This is a genomic window from Micromonospora sp. HB375 (assembly GCF_017872985.1).
Classification (GTDB): Bacteria; Actinomycetota; Actinomycetes; order Mycobacteriales; family Micromonosporaceae; genus Micromonospora; species Micromonospora chalcea.
The window spans coordinates 4,045,767-4,064,961 of the sequence record NZ_JAGGJO010000001.1 but is presented as its reverse complement, the minus strand read 5'-3'; the positions used below and the strand labels follow the sequence as shown (position 1 = coordinate 4,064,961).

The window sequence follows — 19,195 nt, the reverse complement described above, 5'->3', positions numbered from 1 at the left end:
CACCATGACAGGGGTCCACGCGGTGGTGGACGGGCCGGTACCGGCCCAGGCAGATTCGGACCACGACCGGTCGGACGGGCACGACGCCGAGACGCGCGTACGGGAACTGCTCGCTCGCATGACGACCGAGGAGAAGATCGCGCAGCTCGTCGGGTTCTGGGAGAAGGAGGACGGTGAGGCGGTCGCGCCCCTGCAGGGCGAGTTCGCCGACAGCGGCCGGCTCGAAGACTTCGCCCGGCACGGGCTGGGTCACCTCACCCGTCCCTACGGCACCCGCCCGGTCGATTCCGCGGCCCGCGCGGCCTGGCTGTGGAAGTTCCAGCGGGACCTGGTGACCGGTACCCGGCTGGGCATCCCGGCCATCGTGCACGAGGAGTGCCTGACCGGCCTGTCGGCCTGGAAGGCGGCCACCTTCCCGACGCCGCTTGCCTGGGGCGCCGCGTTCGACCCCGAGCTGGTCACCGAGATGGCGGCGGCGATCGGGGCCTCGATGCGCGCGCTCGGCATCCACCAGGGACTGTCCCCGGTGCTGGACGTGATCCGGGACCCGCGCTGGGGCCGGGTCGACGAGTGCATCGCCGAGGATCCGTACCTCGTGGGCACCATCGGCACCTCGTACGTGCGGGGACTGCAGTCGCAGGGCGTGCTCGCGACGCTGAAGCACTTCGCCGGCTACTCCGCCTCGCGGGCCGGGCGCAACTTCGGCCCGGTGCACGCCGGTCCCCGGGAACTCGCCGACGTGCTGCTGCCGCCGTTCGAGATGGCGATCCGCGACGGCGACGCGCGCAGCGTCATGCACTCGTACGCCGAGATCGACGGCGTGCCGGTCGCCGCCGACCCGACCATGCTCACCGACCTGCTGCGGGACCGGTGGGGGTTCGACGGCACCGTGGTGGCCGACTACTACGGCGTCGCCTTCCTCAACCTGCTGCACCACGTCGCGGCCGACCACGCGGACGCGGCGGCGCAGGCGCTGGCCGCGGGCCTGGACATCGAGTTGCCCACCGGCGACGCCTTCCTGACGCTGACCGAGTCGGTGCGGGCCGGCACTGTCGACGAGGCGCTGGTCGACCGGGCGGTGTTGCGCGTGCTGCGCCAGAAGCAGGAACTCGGGCTGCTCGACGCCACGTTCGCCGACGAGCCGCCGGGTGCCGTGGACCTCGACTCGCCGGAGCACCGGTCGATCGCGCGCCGGCTCGCCGAGGAGTCGATCGTCCTGGTCGCCAACGAGGGCGTGCTCCCGCTGCCGGCGGGCCGCCGGGTGGCGGTGGTCGGCCCGAACGCCGACCGGCAGGGCGCGTTGTTCGGCTGCTATTCCTTCCTCAACCACGTGCTGGCCCATCACCCGGGCGTGGAGACCGGCTTCGAGGTGCCGACCGTCCTGGAGGCGGTGCGCGCCGAGTTCGGCGCCGACCGGGTCACCTTCGCGGCCGGCTGCGAGGTGGACTCGGCGGACCGGTCCGGCTTCGACGAGGCGGTCGCCGTCGCGTCCGCCGCCGACGTGGCGGTCCTCGTGGTCGGCGACCACGCCAGCCTGTTCGGCCGCGGCACGGTCGGGGAGGGCTGCGACCGGGACGACCTGGAGCTGCCCGGCGTGCAGCGCCAGCTCGTCGAGGCGGTGCTGGACACCGGCACCCCGGTCGTCCTGGTGCTGCTGACCGGCCGGCCGTACGCGCTGGGCTGGGCGCTGACCCGGTGCGCGGCGGTGCTGCAGACGTTCTTCCCGGGCGAGGAGGGCGCCGGGGCGATCGCGGGTGTGCTCTCCGGGCGGGTCAACCCGTCCGGCCGGCTGCCGGTCACCCTGCCCGGCTCGGCCGGCGCGCAGCCGTACTCGTACCTGCACCCGGAGCTGGGGGCGGGCACGAACGGCACCAACCTGCCGGCGACGCCGGTGGCGCCGTTCGGTCACGGGCTGTCCTACACCACGTTCGCGTACACCGACCTGACCGTGCCGGCCGAGGTGCCGGCCGACGGGGCGCTGCGGGTGTCGGTGCGGGTCACGAACACCGGCGCGGTCGCCGGTGACGACGTGGTGCAGCTCTACGGCCGGGACCTGGTCGCCTCGGTGACCCGGCCGGTGGCGCAGCTGCTCGGCTACCGGCGGGTGCGTCTGGAGCCGGGGGCCTCGGTCACCGTCGAGCTGAGCGTGCCGACCACGCGGCTGGCCTTCACCGACCGCACGCTCACCCGCGTGGTGGAGCCCGGGGAGGTCGACGTCTGGGTGGGTACGAGCGCCCGGCGCGACGTCCAGGCGCGGACCACGCTGACCGGCGACACCGTCGAGATCACCGCCGCCTCGCCCCGCTGGACGACCACCGACCTCCGCTGAGCGGGGTCCGCCGGTCGTCCACGGGGCGGACGGCGGACCCTTTCAACTCATATTGACGTTATGTCGGTTTTGGCTCAGTAGGCTCCAGGATGTCATCCAGCCCCGGCTGGATCCCGGTCGCCGGCACCCACAGGGATGCGTGAGTCACGATGATGGACGCGGACACCATGGTCCTGCCCCGGATCGGGGACGCCGCGGTCGAGGACCCCTGGGGCGAGGACCGTCCGCGCCGCTCCACCGCCCGCGCCGCGACCGCCGCCGTGACCCGGTGGCGGATCGCGGCGTGGCTGCTGCCCGCGGTCCTGACCGGCGCGCTCGGCGCGACCCGGATCGCGACAGCGGGTCCGAGCGCCGGGGAGTCGGCGGCCCGCCGGGCGGCGACGTCGCCCTGGCAGGGGATCGGGCTCACCGGCGACGACATCGCGCTCGGGCCGTACCACCTGCTCCTGCGCGGCTGGGCGGAGCTGTTCGGCGCGACGGACCTCGCGCTGCGCGTACCGTCGCTGCTGGCCATGGTCGGGGCCGCGGCGCTCGTCGGCGCGCTCGCCACCCGGATCGCCACGCCCGCCGCCGGCCTGCTGGCCGGCCTGATCTTCGCGGCGCTGCGGACCTCGATCCGGTACGCGCAGCAGGCACAGCCGTACGCCCTGGCGGTGTTCGCCGCCGTGCTCGCCACCTGGCTGCTGGCGTCCGCGCTCGACCGGCCGCGCCCGCGGCGGCTCGTGCCCTACGCGGGCGCGGTGCTGCTGCTCGGTCTGTGCCAGCCGGTGGCGTTGCTGCTGCTCGCCGCGCACGGCTGGGTCGTGCTGGCGTTCCGCCGCCGGGACACCGTCCGGTGGCTGGCCGCAGTGGCCGTCGGGCTGCTGCCGGTCGCCGCGCTGCTCGCCGTCGGCGTGCGTGAGGGCGGGCGCCTGGCGTCCGGCGCGTGGCCCGGCGCCACCGTGCTGGCGGCCACGCCCGGAGAGCTGTTCGGCTGCGTCGCGCTCGGCGGCGTGCTGGCCGGGCTGGCCCTGTTCAGCCTCCCGCTGCGGTACCCGGCCGCGATCTGTACCGCCTGGGCGCTGGTGCCGGCGCTCGGGCTGCTGGCGCTGGCGCAGGCCGTGCCGGTCTGGTCGGCGGTGAACCTGCTGTTCACGGTGCCGGCCTGGGCGGTGCTCGGCGGGGTCGCCCTGGCCCGGGCGCGTGCGGCCGGCGCGCTCGCCGTGCTGGCTCTCGTGGCGCTGCTGGCGGCGGCGGCCCAGCTTCCCGCCTGACCGTCGACGAACGGGCGACGTCTGCCTGATTCGACCCTTTTGTGGTTGATTGTCGGCTTAGCATTCGGTCGGCTCCTGAGCCTGCAGACCATGGGGGAAACGTGGCCGTCGCCGCCGATACACGCCCGTCCCGCGCCACGTCGGCCGGGCCGCCGGGCGGCCGCCCGATCGCGCCCGTCCCGCCCGGGACGCCGGCCGATCCGGACCGCCGGCAGCGCAACGTCCGCGCCCGCCTGGCGTACGCCCGGTGCGGCGCCGTCGCCGGTCCGCTGCGCCCGCCGCGCGGCCCGGACGCGGCGGTCGAGTTCCGCCCCACCACCTCGGTGGCCGCGCGGGTCGTGCTGACGCTGCTGGTGCTCGTCAACAGCGCCGCCGGGCTCGTCTTCGTCGGCTGGCTGCTGCTGCCCCAGCACGTGCCGGGCCCCGGCGTGGTCGGGCTCGGCGGGTGGCAGACCGCCGCCGCCCGGCTCGCGTTCTGCGTCGTCGTCGGCGTCGAGCTGATCCGCCTGGCGCAGAACGTGGTGGTCTGGGTCTTCGCCTTCCACGCCCGGGACCCGGTGCCGGTCGACCCGCCGGTCGGCCTGCGGGTCGCGCTGCTCACCACCATCGTGCCGAGCAAGGAGCCGCTGGACGTCGCGGAGCGTACGCTGCGCCGGCTCCGGGAGATCGTCTACTGCGGGCACGTCGACGTGTGGATCCTCGACGAGGGCGACGACCCGGCGGTCCGGGCGATGGCCGCGCGGCTGGGCGTACGCCACTTCACCCGTAAGGGCCGGCCCGAGTACAACCGGCCCGGCGGCGAGTTCCGGGCCCGGACCAAGTCCGGCAACCACAACGCCTGGCGGGCCGAGCACGAGCACCGCTACGACGTGGTCGCGAACGTCGACCCGGACCACGTGCCGCTGCCGAACTTCCTGGAACGCACGCTCGGCTACTTCCGCGACCCGGATGTGGCGTTCGTGGTGACGCCCCAGGTGTACGGCAACATGCACCAGAACTTCGTCGCCCACGGCGCCTCCGTGCAGCAGTACCTCTACAACGGCCTGATCGCCCGCGGCGGCAACGGCCTGGACGCGCCGCTGCTCACCGGCACCGGGCACCTCTACCGCCCGGCGGCCTGGCGGACCATCGGCGGCTACCAGGACTCGATCATCGAGGACCACCTCACCAGCATCCGCGTGCACGCCGCCGTCAACCCGGCCACCGGCCGCCGGTGGAAGGGCGTCTACACCCCGGACGTGGTGGCGCTCGGTGAGGGGCCGACGTCCTGGGCGGACTACTTCAACCAGCAGAAGCGCTGGGCCGCCGGGATCTGCGAGATCCTGCTCCGCCGCGAGATGCGTACGCCGCGCGACCTGCCGTCGCGCCGTCGCTGGCAGTACCGCCTGCTCCAGTTCTACTACCCGAGCGTCGCGGTGAGCCTGCTGCTGGGCAACGCCGCCACCGCGCTCTACCTGCTGACCGGCGTCGACGCGGGCCGGCTCGACCCGCAGGTGTGGGCGACGCTGTGGGGCGCCACCGTCGGCACCTGGTTCCTGCTCTGGCTCTGGCTGCGGCGCTTCAACATCGCCCCGCACGAACGCGAGGAGGTGGGCGTGGCCGGCATGGCGCTCGCCCTGTTCGCCGGGCCGGTCTACGTGGCCGCGGCGGCCGGCGCGCTGCTGCGCCGCCGGCTCGGCTTCGTGGTGACCGCCAAGGGGGCGCTGCGCACTGTGGAGTCCCTGCGCACGTTCCGGCTGCATCTGTGCTGGGCGCTGGCGGCGGCCGGGCTGCTCGCGGCGAGCTTCGCGCTCGGCCACGACTATCCGCTGCTGCGGATCTGGCCGGCGCTGACGCTGCTGACCGGGCTCGCGCCACCGCTGATCGCCTGGGTGGAGGGCCTGCGGGACCGCCGGCGCCGGTCGGCGGAGGCGGCGTGGAAGCAGCCGGCGGCTGAGGGCGGTGTCCCGTGCTGAGGCCGACCGCGCCCCGGGTGGGCCTCGCGCTGGCCGGGTTGCTGCTGCTCGCGTACGCCTTCGTGGTGGCGCCCGGAGCGTGGCGCGACCCGGGCACGGGCGCATCGGCGCACGGGCGCGTCCCGGCGACGCCGCAGGCGAGCGCCGACGCGCCGGGCGGTGGCCTGTTCCCCCCGGCCGGGCAGGCGTTCTTCGGGGTCATGACCGACAAGGGACCGCACGACTTCGCGCCGGTCGACCGGTTCGTCGAGGCGGCCGGGCGGGCGCCGCAGGTGATGCTCTTCGGCGCCGACTGGGCGTCGGCCGAGTTCGACCGGAGCCTGTTCGACCGGATCGCCGAGCGGGGCATGATGCCCATGCTCGGCTGGGAGCCGTGGGACCACACGGTCGACCTGGCTGCCCGGCGCACCGGCCTGGCGGTCCGGCAGATCGACCGGCTCCGGGCCACCCAGCCGGACTACCGGCTGGACCGGATCGCGCGCGGCGACTTCGACGCCTACCTGCGGTCCTGGGCCGAGGGGGTCCGGTCGCTCGGCTACCCGGTCGCGATCCGCTTCGCGCACGAGATGAACGGCGACTGGTATCCGTGGTGCGAGCGGGCCAACGGCAACCGCCCCGGCGACTACGTGCGGGCCTGGCGGCACGTGCACGACCTCTTCGCCCGGGCCGGCGCCACGAACGTCACCTGGGTGTGGAGCCCGAACGCCCGCTGGGACAAGACGACAGCCGGGCTGACCGGGCTCTACCCGGGTGACGACTACGTCGACTGGGTCGGCGTCACCGGCTACTACGGCACCGGTGCCTTCACCAAGACGTACTGGTCGTTCGACCAGATCTTCGGCCCGACCATCGCCGAGATCCGCAAGGTCACCCGCAGGCCGCTGGTGGTCACCGAGACCGGCGCCGCCGACACCGCCGGACGCAAGGCCCGGTGGATCCGGGAGACGTTCGGCTCCCTGCCCCGGTACCCGGACCTGATCGGGCTGATCTGGTTCGAGGTGGACAAGGAGCAGGACTGGCGCATCGCCGGGTCACCCGCCGCGGCGACCGCGTTCGCCGAGGCGGTGGGCGGCGCGCGCTACGACGTGACCTGGTCGGCGACATCGAGGCCGCGCGCCGGGCCCTGACTCACCCTCCATGTCGGACGGTGCCGCTACTCTCCACGATCATGGATGAGAGAGAGCAGTTCCGGCGGGCGGCGATCGAGCAGGGCGTGCCCGAGGGCGAGGTGGCCCGCTTCGCGGAGCTGATCCGGTTCCGGATCCACGCCTGGCGGCGTGAGGACGGCGTGCACGCCGGGCGGCGGGGCGGGCGGCCGCGGCTGCCGGTGGGCGTGCCGTGGCCCACGTGCCCGGAGGGCTCTCCGTTGCCGTTCCTGCTCCGGCTCGACTGCGCGGCGCTGCCCCGGGTGCCCGACCTCGCCCTGCCGGCCGACGGCACGCTGCTGTTCTTCCTCGACCAGGAGGGCGCACGGGACGTCTGCGGCATCGAGAACGAGAAGGCGTACGCGCGGGTCGTGTACGTCCCGGCCGGCGCCGAGACGGTGGACGGTGTGGACGTCCTACCCGCCGGGACCGACCTGGGCCGTTTCCTCGCCCCCGAGCACGAGATGTACGCCGGGCTCCAGGCGGAACTGCCGGACTGGCTGGACCGCTCGGAGGAGTGGCTGTGCGACACCCAGATCAAGCTGCTGCGCGACCTGCCGCACCGCAAGGAGATGGGCGCGCTGCTCGAGCAGCTCTGGCCGGAGCGGGACGGGTGGATTCAGCACGACGTCTTCGTCGGCGGCTACACCATCTCGGCGCAGGATCCGCCCGAGACGTTCATGACGGACCGGGAGCGGATGCAGCAGGCGAGCTCCCTGCCCCGCGCGGAGCGGCTGGTGGCTCAGTACGAGGAAGAGCAGCGGGTGGTGCGCGAGTGGGTGCCGCTGGCCCAGTTCGGCGTACCGGACGAGGAGTACGTCAACGCGCGGTTCCTGATCCGCCACGACGACCTCGCCGCCGGGCGGTTCGACGGGGTGCTGTCCTTCTGCGAGTTCACCGAGTGACAGCCGGGCCGGTTCAGCGTGCGGACCGCCCGCAGTGCCGCCTCCACGTCCTGCCCGCCGCCCGCGCGGACCGGTGATTTCGCCGATGCGCGGCGCGCCGAAGGCATCGATGCTGACCCATGTCGATGTAATTCCGGCGCAAGGAGTGACCGACGTGCCCACCACCATCCGTTCCCGTACCCCCGTCCGTGCCCTGGCCCGGTTCGCCGTGGCGGCGCTGCTCGCCACCGGCGGCGCGCTCGCCGCCCCGGTCGCGGCGAGCGCCGCCAGCCCCTACGAGCGCGGCCCGGCGCCCACCAGCGCCATCCTGGAGGCCAGCCGCGGCCCGTTCGCCACCTCGTCGATCAACGTCTCCTCGCTGAGCGTGACCGGCTTCGGCGGCGGCGTCATCTACTACCCGACCAGCACCGCCGAGGGCACCTTCGGCGCGGTCGCCATCTCGCCCGGCTACACCGCCTCCTGGTCCAGCCTGAGCTGGCTCGGTCCGCGGATCGCCTCACACGGCTTCGTGGTGATCGGCATCGAGACCAACACCCGGCTGGACCAGCCGGCCAGCCGGGGCCGGCAGCTCCTGGCCGCGCTGGACTACCTGACCGAGCGCAGCTCGGTGCGCGGCCGGATCGACTCGTCCCGGCTCGCGGTGGCCGGTCACTCGATGGGCGGCGGCGGCAGCCTGGAGGCCGCGGCGGCCCGGCCGTCGCTGCAGGCCGCCGTTCCGCTGGCGCCGTGGAACCTTGACAAGACCTGGTCCGATGTACGGGTGCCGACGCTCATCATCGGCGGCGAGACCGACAGCGTCGCGCCGGTGGCGACCCACTCGATCCCGTTCTACAACAGCATCCCGGCGGCCTCGGAGAAGGCGTACCTGGAGCTGGACGGCGCGAGCCACTTCTTCCCGCAGACGACGAACACGCCGACGGCGAAGCAGATGGTGGCCTGGCTGAAGCGGTTCGTCGACGACGACACCCGCTACGAGCAGTTCCTCTGCCCCGGCCCGAGCGGGTCGGCGATCCAGGAGTACCGCAACACCTGCCCGAGCGCCTGAGCCCGTCCGCTGCCGGGGTGGTCGTCGCGACGACCACCCCGGCAGCATGTCCGCCTCTTTTCCGACGGGTTGCCCATCTGTGACACTGCATGCATGCTTTCTGCATCGACAGTGCATATTGCTCTGCGGGGCCGGGACGACGACTGCGACGCGATCCGCCGGCTCCTCGACCGGGACTCCGGCGGCGCGCTGCTGTTCCACGGGCCGCCCGGCGCCGGCCGCAGCGCCCTGCTGGCGTACGCCCGCCGGTGGGCGACGGGACGCACGGTGCTCACCGGCGCCGGCCTGGCCGACGAGTCGACGCTGCCCTACGCCGGCCTGCACCGCCTGCTCGACCCGGTGCTGGACGCGGACACCGCACTGCCGGTGCGGCAGCGCCGGCTGCTGCGCCGCGTGCTCGGCGGCGACGGCTGCCCGGCCGACCAGCGGCTGGCCCTCGCCGCGGCGGTCCGCTCCCTGCTCGCCGCCGTGGCCGCGGACCGGCCGCTGCTGTGCACGGTGGACGACCTCGACATCGGCGACCGGCAGAGCGCCTGGACGCTCGCCGTCGTGGCGCGCCGGCTGCGCCGGCTGCCGGTGGCGGTGCTGCTGACCGCCACCGCCCCGGCCACTGTCGACGGCGTGCCGGCGCACCGGCTGCGCCCGCTGGACGCCGACGAGTGCCACGCGATGCTCACCGACCGGGGGCACCGGCCGTCCGCGCCGGTGGCCGCCGCGCTGGCCACGCTCAGCGGCGGCAGCCCAGCGGCGCTGACCGACCTGGCCGGCAGCCTCACCCCGGCCCAGTGGCGGGGCGAGGCGCCGTTGCCCGGCACGCCGCCGGTGGACGGCGCGCTCGCCGCCGCGTACCGGGCCCGCCTGGACCGGCTGCCGGCGCCGACCCGGCGGATGGTGCTGCTCGCCGCGCTCGACGACGCCGCCGACCCGGGCACGCTGGTACGCGCCGCCTGGTCCGCCGGTCTGACCGTGGAAGCGCTCGCCCCCGCCGAGGCGGCCGGGCTGCTGCGGACCGGGCCCGGCGGGGTGACGTTCCCGCACCCGCTCGCCCGCACGATGATCACCGCCGTCGCGCCGCTGGCCGACCTGCGCGCGGCGCACCTGCTGCTGGCCGGCACGCTCGCCGGCGGCCCGCTGGGCCGCGCGCTGCGCCACGCCACCGCCCCCGACTGCCCGGCCGACGTGCTCGCCGCCGAACTGACGGCGGCGGTGGACGGGGCGTCCGACCGCGCCGCCGCGGCCGCCGCGCTGCGCCGCGCCGCCGAGCTGACCGCCGATCCCGGGCGGGCCGCCGAACTGACGGTGGCGGCGGCCCGCTGCGCCTGGACCGCCGGCGACCCGGACCAGGCCCGGGGGCTGCTACGGCACCTGACCGCCGCGCCGCCCGCACAGGACCGGGCCGACCTGCTCCGCGGCGAGATGCAGCTGCGCTGCGACGCGCCCGCCGCCGCGGTCGCCACGCTGCTGGCCGCCGCCGACGCGGTCGCGCCGGCCGACCGGCGCTCCGCCCTGCTCGCGCTGGTCCGCGCGGGCGAGGCCATCTGCGTCACCGGCGACCAGTTCCGCTACGCCGAGGTGGCCCGCCGCGCGGAGGCGCTGCGGCGGCCCGGCGACCCGCCCGACCTGGACCTGCTGGCCACCTTCGCGGTGGGCGTCGGGGCGACCCTGCGCGGCGACCACGCCCGTGGCGGTCCGGCGCTGCGCCGGGTCGTCGTCCTCGGCGGCCGGCTGTCCGGGCCCGCGCTCACCCCGGGCGCGCTGGTCTGCGCCGCCGCGGCGGCGCTGCTGGTGGCGGTGGACGGGCCCGCGCACCGGCTCGCCGGCCGGGCGGTCGACGTGGCCCGCTCGCGCGGCGAGCTGTCCCTGCTGCCCCGGGCGCTGGAGCTGCGCGCCGTCGCCGAGTACTGGCTGGGCCGGCACGAGGCGGCGGCGGAGACCGCCCGCGAGGGCGTGCGCGCCGCCCGCGACACCGGCCAGCACGCCTGCGCCCAGGTGCACCTCGGCATCCTCGCGGTGCTGGCCGCGGTACGCGCCGACCGGGCCGGCGCGCTGGCCCGGATCGCCGAGATCGGTGACGGGGCCGCGCCCGGGAGCCGGCCGGACGCGTACGCCAGGTGGGCGCTCGGTGTGCTGGACCTCATCGACGGCCGGTACGCCGACGCGGTCGCCCGGCTGTCCACGCTGGCCCGCACCGGCACCGGGCGGGGGCAGGTGCTGGTGCAGGTGATGGCCACGCCGTACCTGGTGGAGGCCGCCGCCCACGACGGCAGGCGCCCGGCCGCCGCGCTCGCCGTGTTCGACCACTGGGCCAGCAGCACGGCCAGCCCGTCGCGGCGGGCCCTGGCGGCGCGCTGCCGCGCGCTGCTCGCGCCCCGGGGCGGCCCGGAGGCCGAACGGGAGTTCCACGCGGCGCTGCGGCTGCACCCGGCCGACACCGACCGGTTCGAGCGCGCCCGCACCGAACTGCTGTTCGGCCGCGAGCTGCGCCGCCGGCGCCGCCCCCGGGACGCCCGGGCCCACCTGCACCGGGCGCGGGAGACGTTCACAGTGCTCGGCGCGACCGTCTGGGCCGACCGGGCGGGCGAGGAGCTGCGCGCGGCGGGGGAGTCGGTCGGGCCGGCGCCGAACGGCCCGGAGCAGCTGCTGACCGGGCAGCAGCTGCACATCGCCCGGTTGGTCGCGCAGGGGGCGACCAACCGGGAGATCGCCACCCGGATGTCGCTGTCCACCCGGACCGTCGACCACCACCTGCGCAACGTGTTCCACCGGCTGGGTGTGCGCTCCCGCACCGAACTGGCCCGCCTGCTGGCCTGACCACCGGCCGCGCCCCGCCCCGCCCCGCCCCGCCGCGCCGCGACCGTCGTCGGGCCGGGCCGCAGGCACGTCGCGCCGCGCCGGCCCCGCGACCGGCACGCCGTGACCGTACACACCCGCCACCCCTCCCCACCCCGGTCGCGGAGAGTCACGGGAGTGTCCGGCGGGACGTGCGCACATGGCCGCCTTTGCTCTGCAGCCGCGTACGCATCGATCACTGACAGTGCTCGTTCGGGATCTTGCCGAAATCGGGCTGACCGTCCGGGCCGCAGCTCAGTGCAGTGATGCGCCGATGGCTGCAGAGCAAAGGCGGCCGAAAGGCCTGCCTGCCCGACCCCGACGCTCTCACGCTCGGTGAGGTCGACGCAGAGTGAGGCAGGTGGGGAATCCGTCTGCCGGCTGCGCCGGTCGCACGGCATCAGCACGCTCCCGACCGTCGTGCGCGCCGTCCCGGCGGCGTCACCGGGGCCGGACCTCCGGCGGGTCGACGGTGACGAGGTGGTGACGCGGGCTGCGGCAGGGTCGCGGCACGACGACGGCACGGTTCGAGGGGGCTGCATGATCAGGACGATGCTCCGGCTGCGCGCGCGCCCCGGGTGCGAGCCCGCCGTCGGGCCCGCGTTCGAGACCGTGGCGGGGCAGCTCGGCGCGCTGGCCGGCAACCTGCGGCACGAGCTGCTGCGCGACGCCCTCGACCCGCGCGGCTTCGTCGTCGTCACCGAATGGGCCGACGAGGCGGCGCTGAGCGCGTACCGGCGCGGGCCGGTGGCGGTCCGCCTGGCCGGCCTGCTCCAGCCGCTGACCGAGCCGGCCGACGGCCCCGGCTACCCGCTGCTGCGCGAGACCGGGGACGGCGAGGGCCCGGTCTACGTGGACGTCGAGCTGACCGTGCCGCGCGACCGCCTCGCCGAGTTCCACCGGGGCTACCCCGAGGTGGTACGGCGGATGACCGCGATACCCGGCTACCGCCGCGAGCAGCTGCTGCGCGAACCCGGCTCGGACATCCACCACATCTTCGCCGAGTGGGACGGCGCCGCGCCGTTCCTCGCCTGGATCAGCGACCCGGCCCACGCCTCCGCGCAGGCCGGACCGATCGCACCGTTCCTTCTCGACATCCGGCGCCGCCTGTTCCACGTCGTGCCCGACGCGGACGGCAGCAGTCACCCCACCACGGGCTGGGAGGCCGACGTGCACAGGACAACAGACGTACTCGTCGTCGGGGCGGGGCCCACCGGGCTGACCGCCGCCGTCGAACTGGCCCGGCGGGGCATCGACTGCCTGGTGATCGACAAGCAGGCGACCCCGCCCGGCCACGCCGACAAGGCGATCGGCGTGCACTGCCGCACCATGGAGATCTGGGAGGAGCAGGGCGTCGTCCGGGAGGCCATGGACGCCGGCATCTGGCTCACCGGCAACATGGTGTTCGTCAACGGCGCGCAGACCCACCGGATGAGCTGGGAGCTGCCCGGCCTGCCGTACGCCCACCTCGGCCTGCCGCAGTACGAGACCGAGCGCATCCTCACCGACCGGCTCGCCGCCCTCGGGGTGCGCCCGCGGCGCGGCGCCGAACTCGCCGACCTCACCCAGGACGCCGACGGCGTGACCGCCACCGTCCGCACCGCCGACGGCGGCACCGAGACGGTACGCGCCCGGTACGTCGTCGGCGCCGACGGCGCGCACAGCCGCGTCCGGGAGCGGCTCGGGCTCACCTTCACCGGCGGGCTGGGCCGGTTCCCGCAACTGTTCATGCTGGTCGACGTCGACGTGAACTGGGACATGCCGGACGGGCACCTGCTGCGGTTCCTGCACATGACCGACGGGCAGATGGACGGCATGCTCGTCTGCGTACCGCTGCGCGGCGAGCACCGCTACCGCATCGCCACCCTCGCCCCGCCCCGGTTCTTCGCCCAGACCGGCGGGCGCGACGCCCCGCCCGGGTTCAGCGAGGAACTCGACGAGCCCACCATCGAAGACGTGCAGGCCGCGCTGGACCGCCTCGCGCCACCCGGCACCCGGGCGAGCAACCTGCGCTGGTCGTCGGTGTTCCGGATCAGCCACGGCATCGTCGACCGCTACCGCGACGGCCGGATCTTCGTCGCCGGGGACGCCGCCCACCTGCACCCCCCGGCCGGCGGCCAGGGCATGAACACCGGCATCCAGGACGCCTGGAATCTGGCCTGGAAACTCGCGCTCGCGGTACGCGGGCTCGCCGCGCCCGGACTGCTGGACAGCTACGAGACCGAGCGGCGGCCGGAGGGCGAGGAGATCGTCGGCCGGGCGGTACGGATGGCCGGCACCGAGGAGGTGGACCGCGCCGACCTGGAACGGCAGTTCCTCCAGGAGATGTCCATGCTGCTCAGTTACGCCGGCAGCCCGCTGGTCGGGGAGACCGTCGCCGACCCGGCCGCGCTCGGCGACGCGCCCCGCCCCGGCGACATCGCGCCCGACGTCGACGGGCTGCGCCGCCGCGGCGTCGGCCACCCGCTGCGGCTGCGTGACCTGACCCGGGGCACCCGGCACACGCTGCTGCTCTACGCCGACCGCACGGCCGGCGCGGAGGAACTCGCCGCGTTCACCGGCCTGTGCGCCGACGCGCGGCGGCTCGCCGGCGGGGAACTCGACGCGTACCTGCTGCTCGACCCGGACGCCGACGAACCGCGACTGCTGGACCCGCCGGTGGTGCGCGACGCCGAGCGCCGCTTCCGCGCCGGGTACGGGCTGGACGGCACCGGCCTGTACCTGATCCGCCCGGACGGGCACGTCGGCTTCCGGGGCGCGCCGGTCGACCCGGACGCGCTGCGCAAGCACCTGCACCTGGTGTTCGGGAGCGCGCGGTGAGCCGGGTCCGGACCGTGCTGGCGATGCGGACCCGGGAGGGGTGCGCGGAGCGCTTCGAGGCCGAATGGCTCAGCGCCGCCGAACAGATCCGCACCCTGGACGGCTGCCTGCACCAGGACCTGGTCCGTGACGCCGACGACCCGCGCAGCTACCTGGTCATCAGCGACTGGGCCGACCGCGAGCGGCTGGACGCGTTCGGCCGCAGCGAGCAGCGCGACCGGCTGCTGCGCGTCATCCGGGAGCTGCGCGAGTCCGCGGACCGGCACACCTACCAGGTGCTGCACAGCGTGGCCGGCGAGCCGGGGGAGGGGCGATGACCGACGACGTGATGCCGGCGAGCGAGCTGTACACCGACTCGTTCGCGGCCGACCCGTACCCCGCGCTGGCGCGGCTGCGCGCCGAGCGGCCGGTCTGCCCGGTCGGCTCGCCGCGCTTCGACTCCTGGCTGATCACCCGCTTCGACGACGCGCGCACCGCGCTGACCGACCCGCGCCTGTCCAAGGACCTGTACGGCCCGGACCAGCACTACCTGAAGATCTTCGGCCCGAACTCCGAGGGCCTGAACCGCAACATGCTCAACTCCGACCCGCCGGAGCACACCCGGCTGCGTCGCGTGGTGTCGCAGGCGTTCGCGCCGCGGCGGATCGAGGCGCTGCGCCCCCGGGTGGCGTCGATCGTCGACCAGTTGATCGACAAGATGGCGCCGCACGGCGAGGCGGACCTGATGCACGAGTTCGCCATCCCGCTGCCGATGACTGTCATCTGCGAACTGCTCGGCGTGCCGCCGGCCGACCACGACCGGGTGCTCGACTGGACCCAGGTCATCCGCACCTCCGGCTCCACCAGCCGGCCGCCGGCGCAGGAACGGGCCGCGGTGCAGGAGGCCCAGCTGCGGCTGCACCACTACCTGGCCGGGCTGGTCCGGGCCAAACGCGACGACCCGGCCGACGACATCATCGCCGCGTTGATCCGGGCGGTCGACCAGGACGGGACGCTGTCCGAGGCGGAACTGGTCACCACCACGTTCCTGCTGCTGTTCGCCGGGCACCAGACCACCGCCGACTTCCTCGGCAACGCGGTGCTGGCGCTGCTCACCCACCCCGAGCAGATGGAACTGCTGCGCGCCACGCCGCGCCTGCTGCCGGCCGCGATCGAGGAACTGCTCCGGTTCGACGGGCCGCTGCCCGTGGCCAGCCCGCGCATCGCCACCGAGGACGTCGACTACCAGGGCGTACGCATCCCACGCGGCGCGATCGTCGGAGTCGCGATCAACGCGGCCAACCACGACCCGGCGCACTTCGCCGACCCGGACCGGCTGGACCTGCGCCGCGTCCGGGGCCCGCACCTCGGGTTCGGGCACGGCGTCCACTACTGCCTGGGCGTCTCGCTGGCCCGGATGGAGGCCGAACTCGCGCTCGGCGCGCTGCTGCGCCGGCTGCCCGGACTGCGCCTGGGCGTGCCGCTCGCGCAGGTGCGCCGGCTCCCCGCCGCCTCGCCGTTCCGCGGCCTGCTGGAACTGCCTGTCACCTTCACCGCCTGACGGCGCCGCCGCCTCGCGCCGCCGCCCCCGTCGCAATCATCAAGGAGCAGTCATGGTCTTCCGCAACGTGATCGTCTGTCACATGGTCCCCGGCAGCGAGCAGATCGTCGGCGACGTGTTCGGCCACTACGACCAGGCCACCCGGCCGCAGGACCTGGGCGTCATCGGCCGGTACCTGCTGTCCCACCACGACCTCTACCTGCACGTGATCGAGCGGGAGCAGGACCCGCGGATCTCCGGGCAGACGCGCGGGCTGCCCGCCTTCCAGAAGATCGCCGAGGAGATCGGCCCGTACGTGACCCCGTACCCGCGCTACTGGAAGAACCCGTCGGACTCGGTGGCGAAGGAGTTCTACCACTGGGCGCCCGAGGGCGAGCCGCCCGCCGACACCACGCTCACCGTCATCGTCGGGCGGATCAAGCCCGGCGCCGAGCCGGACGTGGCGCGGGTCTTCGCCGAGTCCGACGCCGGGTCGCTCCCGGCCGACCTCGGGGTCACCGGCCGCTGGCTCTACTCGATCGACGACGTCTACGTGCACCTGCTGGAACAGGAGACGTCGGCGGCCGAGGCCACCCGCGACCGGCACGGCGACAAGCCCGCCTTCGGCAAGGTGATGCAGGACCTCGGCCCGTACATCGAGCCGTACCGGCCGGAGAAGTGGCAGGGCCCGCAGGACTCCCTGGCCACCGTCTTCTACCGCTGGCAGGCCCAGGACTGAGCACGCCTCCGCGCTCCCGCCCTCCGGGTGGCGGGAGCGCGGAAACGCCGCCCCCGCGACCGGCCGTACGCCAGGCTGGTGCGGGGGTGCCGGGTGCCGACGAAGGAGATCGTCCAGCACGTCGGGGCGCTGCTGGACCTGGCCGGGGTGCTGGTGATCGCGGTCGGCGTCGCGGTCGCCACAGTCGTGTTCGCGGTGCGCTGCGCCCGGACCCGGCAGGTGGTGGCGCACTACCGCGCGTACCGGCAGGGGGTCGGCCGGGCCATCCTGCTCGGCCTGGAGTTCCTGGTCGGCGGCGACATCATCCGGACCGTCGCGGTGTCGCCCACGTTCACCAGCGTCGGCGTGCTGGCGCTGATCGTGCTGGTCCGTACGTTCCTCAGCTTCTCCCTCGAGGTGGAGCTGGACGGCCGGTGGCCCTGGCAGGGCCGCCCTCCGGCGGACCGGCCGAGCGTCGGCGCCCGCCCGCAGCGCTGATCGCCCGTCACGTATTACCCCCAGGGGGTATGGTGGTCGGCGGAGGTGACGCCCGATGGAGCACTCACCCGCTCACCACGGCGACCACGGCACCGATCATGGCGGCGGCGCGCACGCCGGGCACGACCCGGAGCAGTTCCGCCGCCGATTCTGGCTGAGCCTGGCGCTGACCCTGCCGATCGTCGCCACCAGTCACATGGTGATGGACTGGTTCGGCTACTCGCTCGAGTTCCCCGGCGTGCGCTGGGTCGGCCCGGTGCTCGGCACCGTGGTCTTCCTCTACGGCGGCTGGCCGTTCCTCACCGGCGGCCTGCGTGAGCTGCGCGAACGCAGCCCCGGCATGATGCTGCTGATCTCGATGGCGATAGTCGTCGCGTACCTCGCCTCGGCCGCCACCAGCATCGGCCTGTTCGACCTGGACTTCTGGTGGGAGCTGGCCGCGCTGGTCACCATCATGCTGCTCGGCCACTGGCAGGAGATGCGGGCGGTCGGGCAGGCACGCGGCGCGCTCGGCGCCCTCGCGGCGCTGCTGCCCGACGACGCCGAGCGCCTGGACGACGCCGGGCGGCCGCATCCGGTGCCGGTCGGCGAGCTGCGGGTGGGCGACCTGGTGCTGGTGCGCCCCGGCGGACGGGTGCCGGCCGACGGGCGGATCGTCGAGGGCGCCGCCGAGCTGGACGAGTCGATGATCACCGGCGAGTCGCGGCCGGTGGCCCGCGCCGCCGGGGACCGGGTGGTCGCCGGCACCGTGGCCACCGACTCCACCCTCCGGGTACGCGTCGACGCGGTCGGCGCGGACACCGCGCTGGCCGGCATCGGGCGGCTCGTCGCCGAGGCGCAGGCCTCCGGCGGGCGCGCGCAGGTGCTCGCCGACCGGTTCGCCGCGCTGCTGTTCTACCTGGCGGCGTTCGCCGGCCTGGCGACGTTCGCGGTGTGGGCGCTGCTCGGCGACCCCGACCAGGCGGTGGTACGCACCGTGACGGTGCTGGTGATCGCCTGCCCGCACGCGCTCGGCCTGGCGATCCCGCTGGTGGTGGCGCTGTCCACAGCGCTGTCGGCCCGCGCCGGCATCCTGGTCAAGGACCGGCTCGCGCTGGAGCGGATGCGCACCGTCGACACCGTCCTGTTCGACAAGACCGGCACGCTCACCACCGGCCGGCACACGGTGACCGGAGTGGCCGCCACCGGCGGGCTGGACTCCACGGCCGCCCTGGCCCTGGCCGGCGCGGTGGAGGCCGACAGCGAGCACCCGCTGGCCCGCGCGCTCGTCGCCGCCGCCGACGCGCGGCCGACGTCCGACGCCGGGCCGACGTCTCCCGGGCCGAGGTCTCCGACCGGGTCCGACGCCGAGCCCGGCCCGGCGCGTCCGGTCGCGCGCGGCTTCCGGGCGCTGACGGCCGGGGCGTGCGCGCCACCGTGGACGGCGTGGACTGGGCGGTCGGCGGACCGGCCCTGCTGCGCGAACTCGACGCCCCGGTGCCGGACGACCTGGCCCGGGCCGCGCAGGAGTGGTCGGGCCGGGGCGCCGCGGTGCTGCACCTGGTCCGCCTGCCCGAGGGCGGGCCGCCGGAGGTGACCGCCGCGTTCGGGCTGGAGGACCAGGTCCGCCCGGAGGCGCGGGCCGCCGTGGCCGAGCTGCGCGACCTCGGCGTACGCAAGATCGTGATGATCACCGGCGACGCGCGCCCGGTGGCCGAGGCGGTCGCCGCCGACCTCGGGTTCCGGCCCGGCGTCGACGAGGTCTTCGCCGAGGTGCTCCCGGCCGACAAGGACAAAGCGGTGGCCGAGCTGCGCGGTCGGGGACTGACGGTGGCCATGGTCGGCGACGGCGTGAACGACGCCCCGGCGCTCGCGCGCGCCGACGTCGGGCTGGCCATCGGCGCCGGCACCGACGTGGCGATCGAGTCCGCCGGGGTGGTGCTGGCCGGCTCCGACCCGCGCGGCGTCGGCGGCGTGATCCGGCTGTCCCGCGCGTCGTACCGGAAGATGCGGCAGAACCTGGCCTGGGCGGCCGGCTACAACGTGGTCGCGATCCCGCTGGCCGCCGGTGTCCTCGCCTGGGCCGGGATCGCGCTCAGCCCGGCGCTGGGCGCGGTGCTGATGTCCGCCTCCACCATCGTGGTGGCGCTCAACGCCCAACTGCTGCGCCGGGTCCGGATCACCCCGGCCGACTGACCCG

12 protein-coding genes and 1 pseudogene are annotated in these 19,195 nt (G+C 75.2%); all 13 read left to right on the top strand.

The window, feature by feature from the left end; genetic code table 11:
• The first annotated feature begins 4 nt into the window (after positions 1 to 4).
• The 13 genes and pseudogenes from J3R08_RS18690 (at position 5) to J3R08_RS18630 (ending at position 19,191) form a co-directional block, all read left to right on the top strand.
• Entirely contained in the window at positions 5 to 2,329 is a 2,325-nt protein-coding gene (locus J3R08_RS18690) for a glycoside hydrolase family 3 N-terminal domain-containing protein (RefSeq protein WP_043323415.1), read from the top strand.
• Between the two features lie 149 nt (positions 2,330 to 2,478).
• Positions 2,479 to 3,582 carry a glycosyltransferase family 39 protein gene (locus J3R08_RS18685; RefSeq protein ID WP_209962269.1) on the top strand — a complete coding sequence of 368 codons (1,104 nt, stop codon included), beginning with the start codon at positions 2,479 to 2,481 and terminating at the stop codon, positions 3,580 to 3,582.
• A gap of 101 nt (positions 3,583 to 3,683) precedes the next feature.
• Positions 3,684 to 5,537: a glycosyltransferase family 2 protein gene (locus J3R08_RS18680; protein WP_209962266.1), complete on the top strand. Its 1,854-nt coding sequence runs from the start codon at positions 3,684 to 3,686 to the stop codon at positions 5,535 to 5,537.
• The gene (locus tag J3R08_RS18675; RefSeq protein WP_209962264.1) at positions 5,531 to 6,664 is read left to right on the top strand and encodes a glycoside hydrolase family 26 protein; all 1,134 of its coding nucleotides are present in this window, start codon (positions 5,531 to 5,533) and stop codon (positions 6,662 to 6,664) included. The genes J3R08_RS18680 and J3R08_RS18675 overlap by 7 nt, the downstream gene beginning before the upstream one ends.
• Positions 6,665 to 6,705: 41 nt before the next feature.
• Complete coding sequence (locus tag J3R08_RS18670) at positions 6,706 to 7,587, top strand: DUF1963 domain-containing protein (RefSeq protein ID WP_209962262.1); 882 nt, start codon at positions 6,706 to 6,708, stop codon at positions 7,585 to 7,587.
• A 154-nt stretch (positions 7,588 to 7,741) separates the two neighbouring features.
• On the top strand, positions 7,742 to 8,632 hold the full coding sequence (locus J3R08_RS18665) for a dienelactone hydrolase family protein (RefSeq protein ID WP_187692739.1): 891 nt from the start codon (positions 7,742 to 7,744) through the stop codon (positions 8,630 to 8,632).
• Between the two features lie 93 nt (positions 8,633 to 8,725).
• Entirely contained in the window at positions 8,726 to 11,443 is a 2,718-nt protein-coding gene (locus J3R08_RS18660; RefSeq protein ID WP_209962260.1) for a LuxR family transcriptional regulator, read from the top strand.
• Positions 11,444 to 12,001: 558 nt separating this feature from the next.
• Positions 12,002 to 14,281 carry an FAD-dependent oxidoreductase gene (locus J3R08_RS18655; RefSeq protein WP_209962258.1) on the top strand — a complete coding sequence of 760 codons (2,280 nt, stop codon included), beginning with the start codon at positions 12,002 to 12,004 and terminating at the stop codon, positions 14,279 to 14,281.
• Positions 14,278 to 14,598 carry a putative quinol monooxygenase gene (locus tag J3R08_RS18650; protein ID WP_043323424.1) on the top strand — a complete coding sequence of 107 codons (321 nt, stop codon included), beginning with the start codon at positions 14,278 to 14,280 and terminating at the stop codon, positions 14,596 to 14,598. Before J3R08_RS18655 ends, J3R08_RS18650 begins: the two co-directional genes overlap by 4 nt.
• Positions 14,595 to 15,821 (top strand): cytochrome P450, encoded by a 1,227-nt coding sequence (locus tag J3R08_RS18645; protein ID WP_043323426.1) that lies wholly within the window; start codon positions 14,595 to 14,597, stop codon positions 15,819 to 15,821. Before J3R08_RS18650 ends, J3R08_RS18645 begins: the two co-directional genes overlap by 4 nt.
• Positions 15,822 to 15,873: 52 nt before the next feature.
• Positions 15,874 to 16,539: a TcmI family type II polyketide cyclase gene (locus J3R08_RS18640; protein WP_043323429.1), complete on the top strand. Its 666-nt coding sequence runs from the start codon at positions 15,874 to 15,876 to the stop codon at positions 16,537 to 16,539.
• 93 nt (positions 16,540 to 16,632) lie between these two features.
• Positions 16,633 to 17,016 (top strand): DUF1622 domain-containing protein, encoded by a 384-nt coding sequence (locus J3R08_RS18635; RefSeq protein ID WP_113972909.1) that lies wholly within the window; start codon positions 16,633 to 16,635, stop codon positions 17,014 to 17,016.
• A 55-nt stretch (positions 17,017 to 17,071) separates the two neighbouring features.
• Positions 17,072 to 19,191: pseudogene (locus tag J3R08_RS18630) on the top strand (heavy metal translocating P-type ATPase).
• Positions 19,192 to 19,195 lie beyond the last annotated feature (4 nt).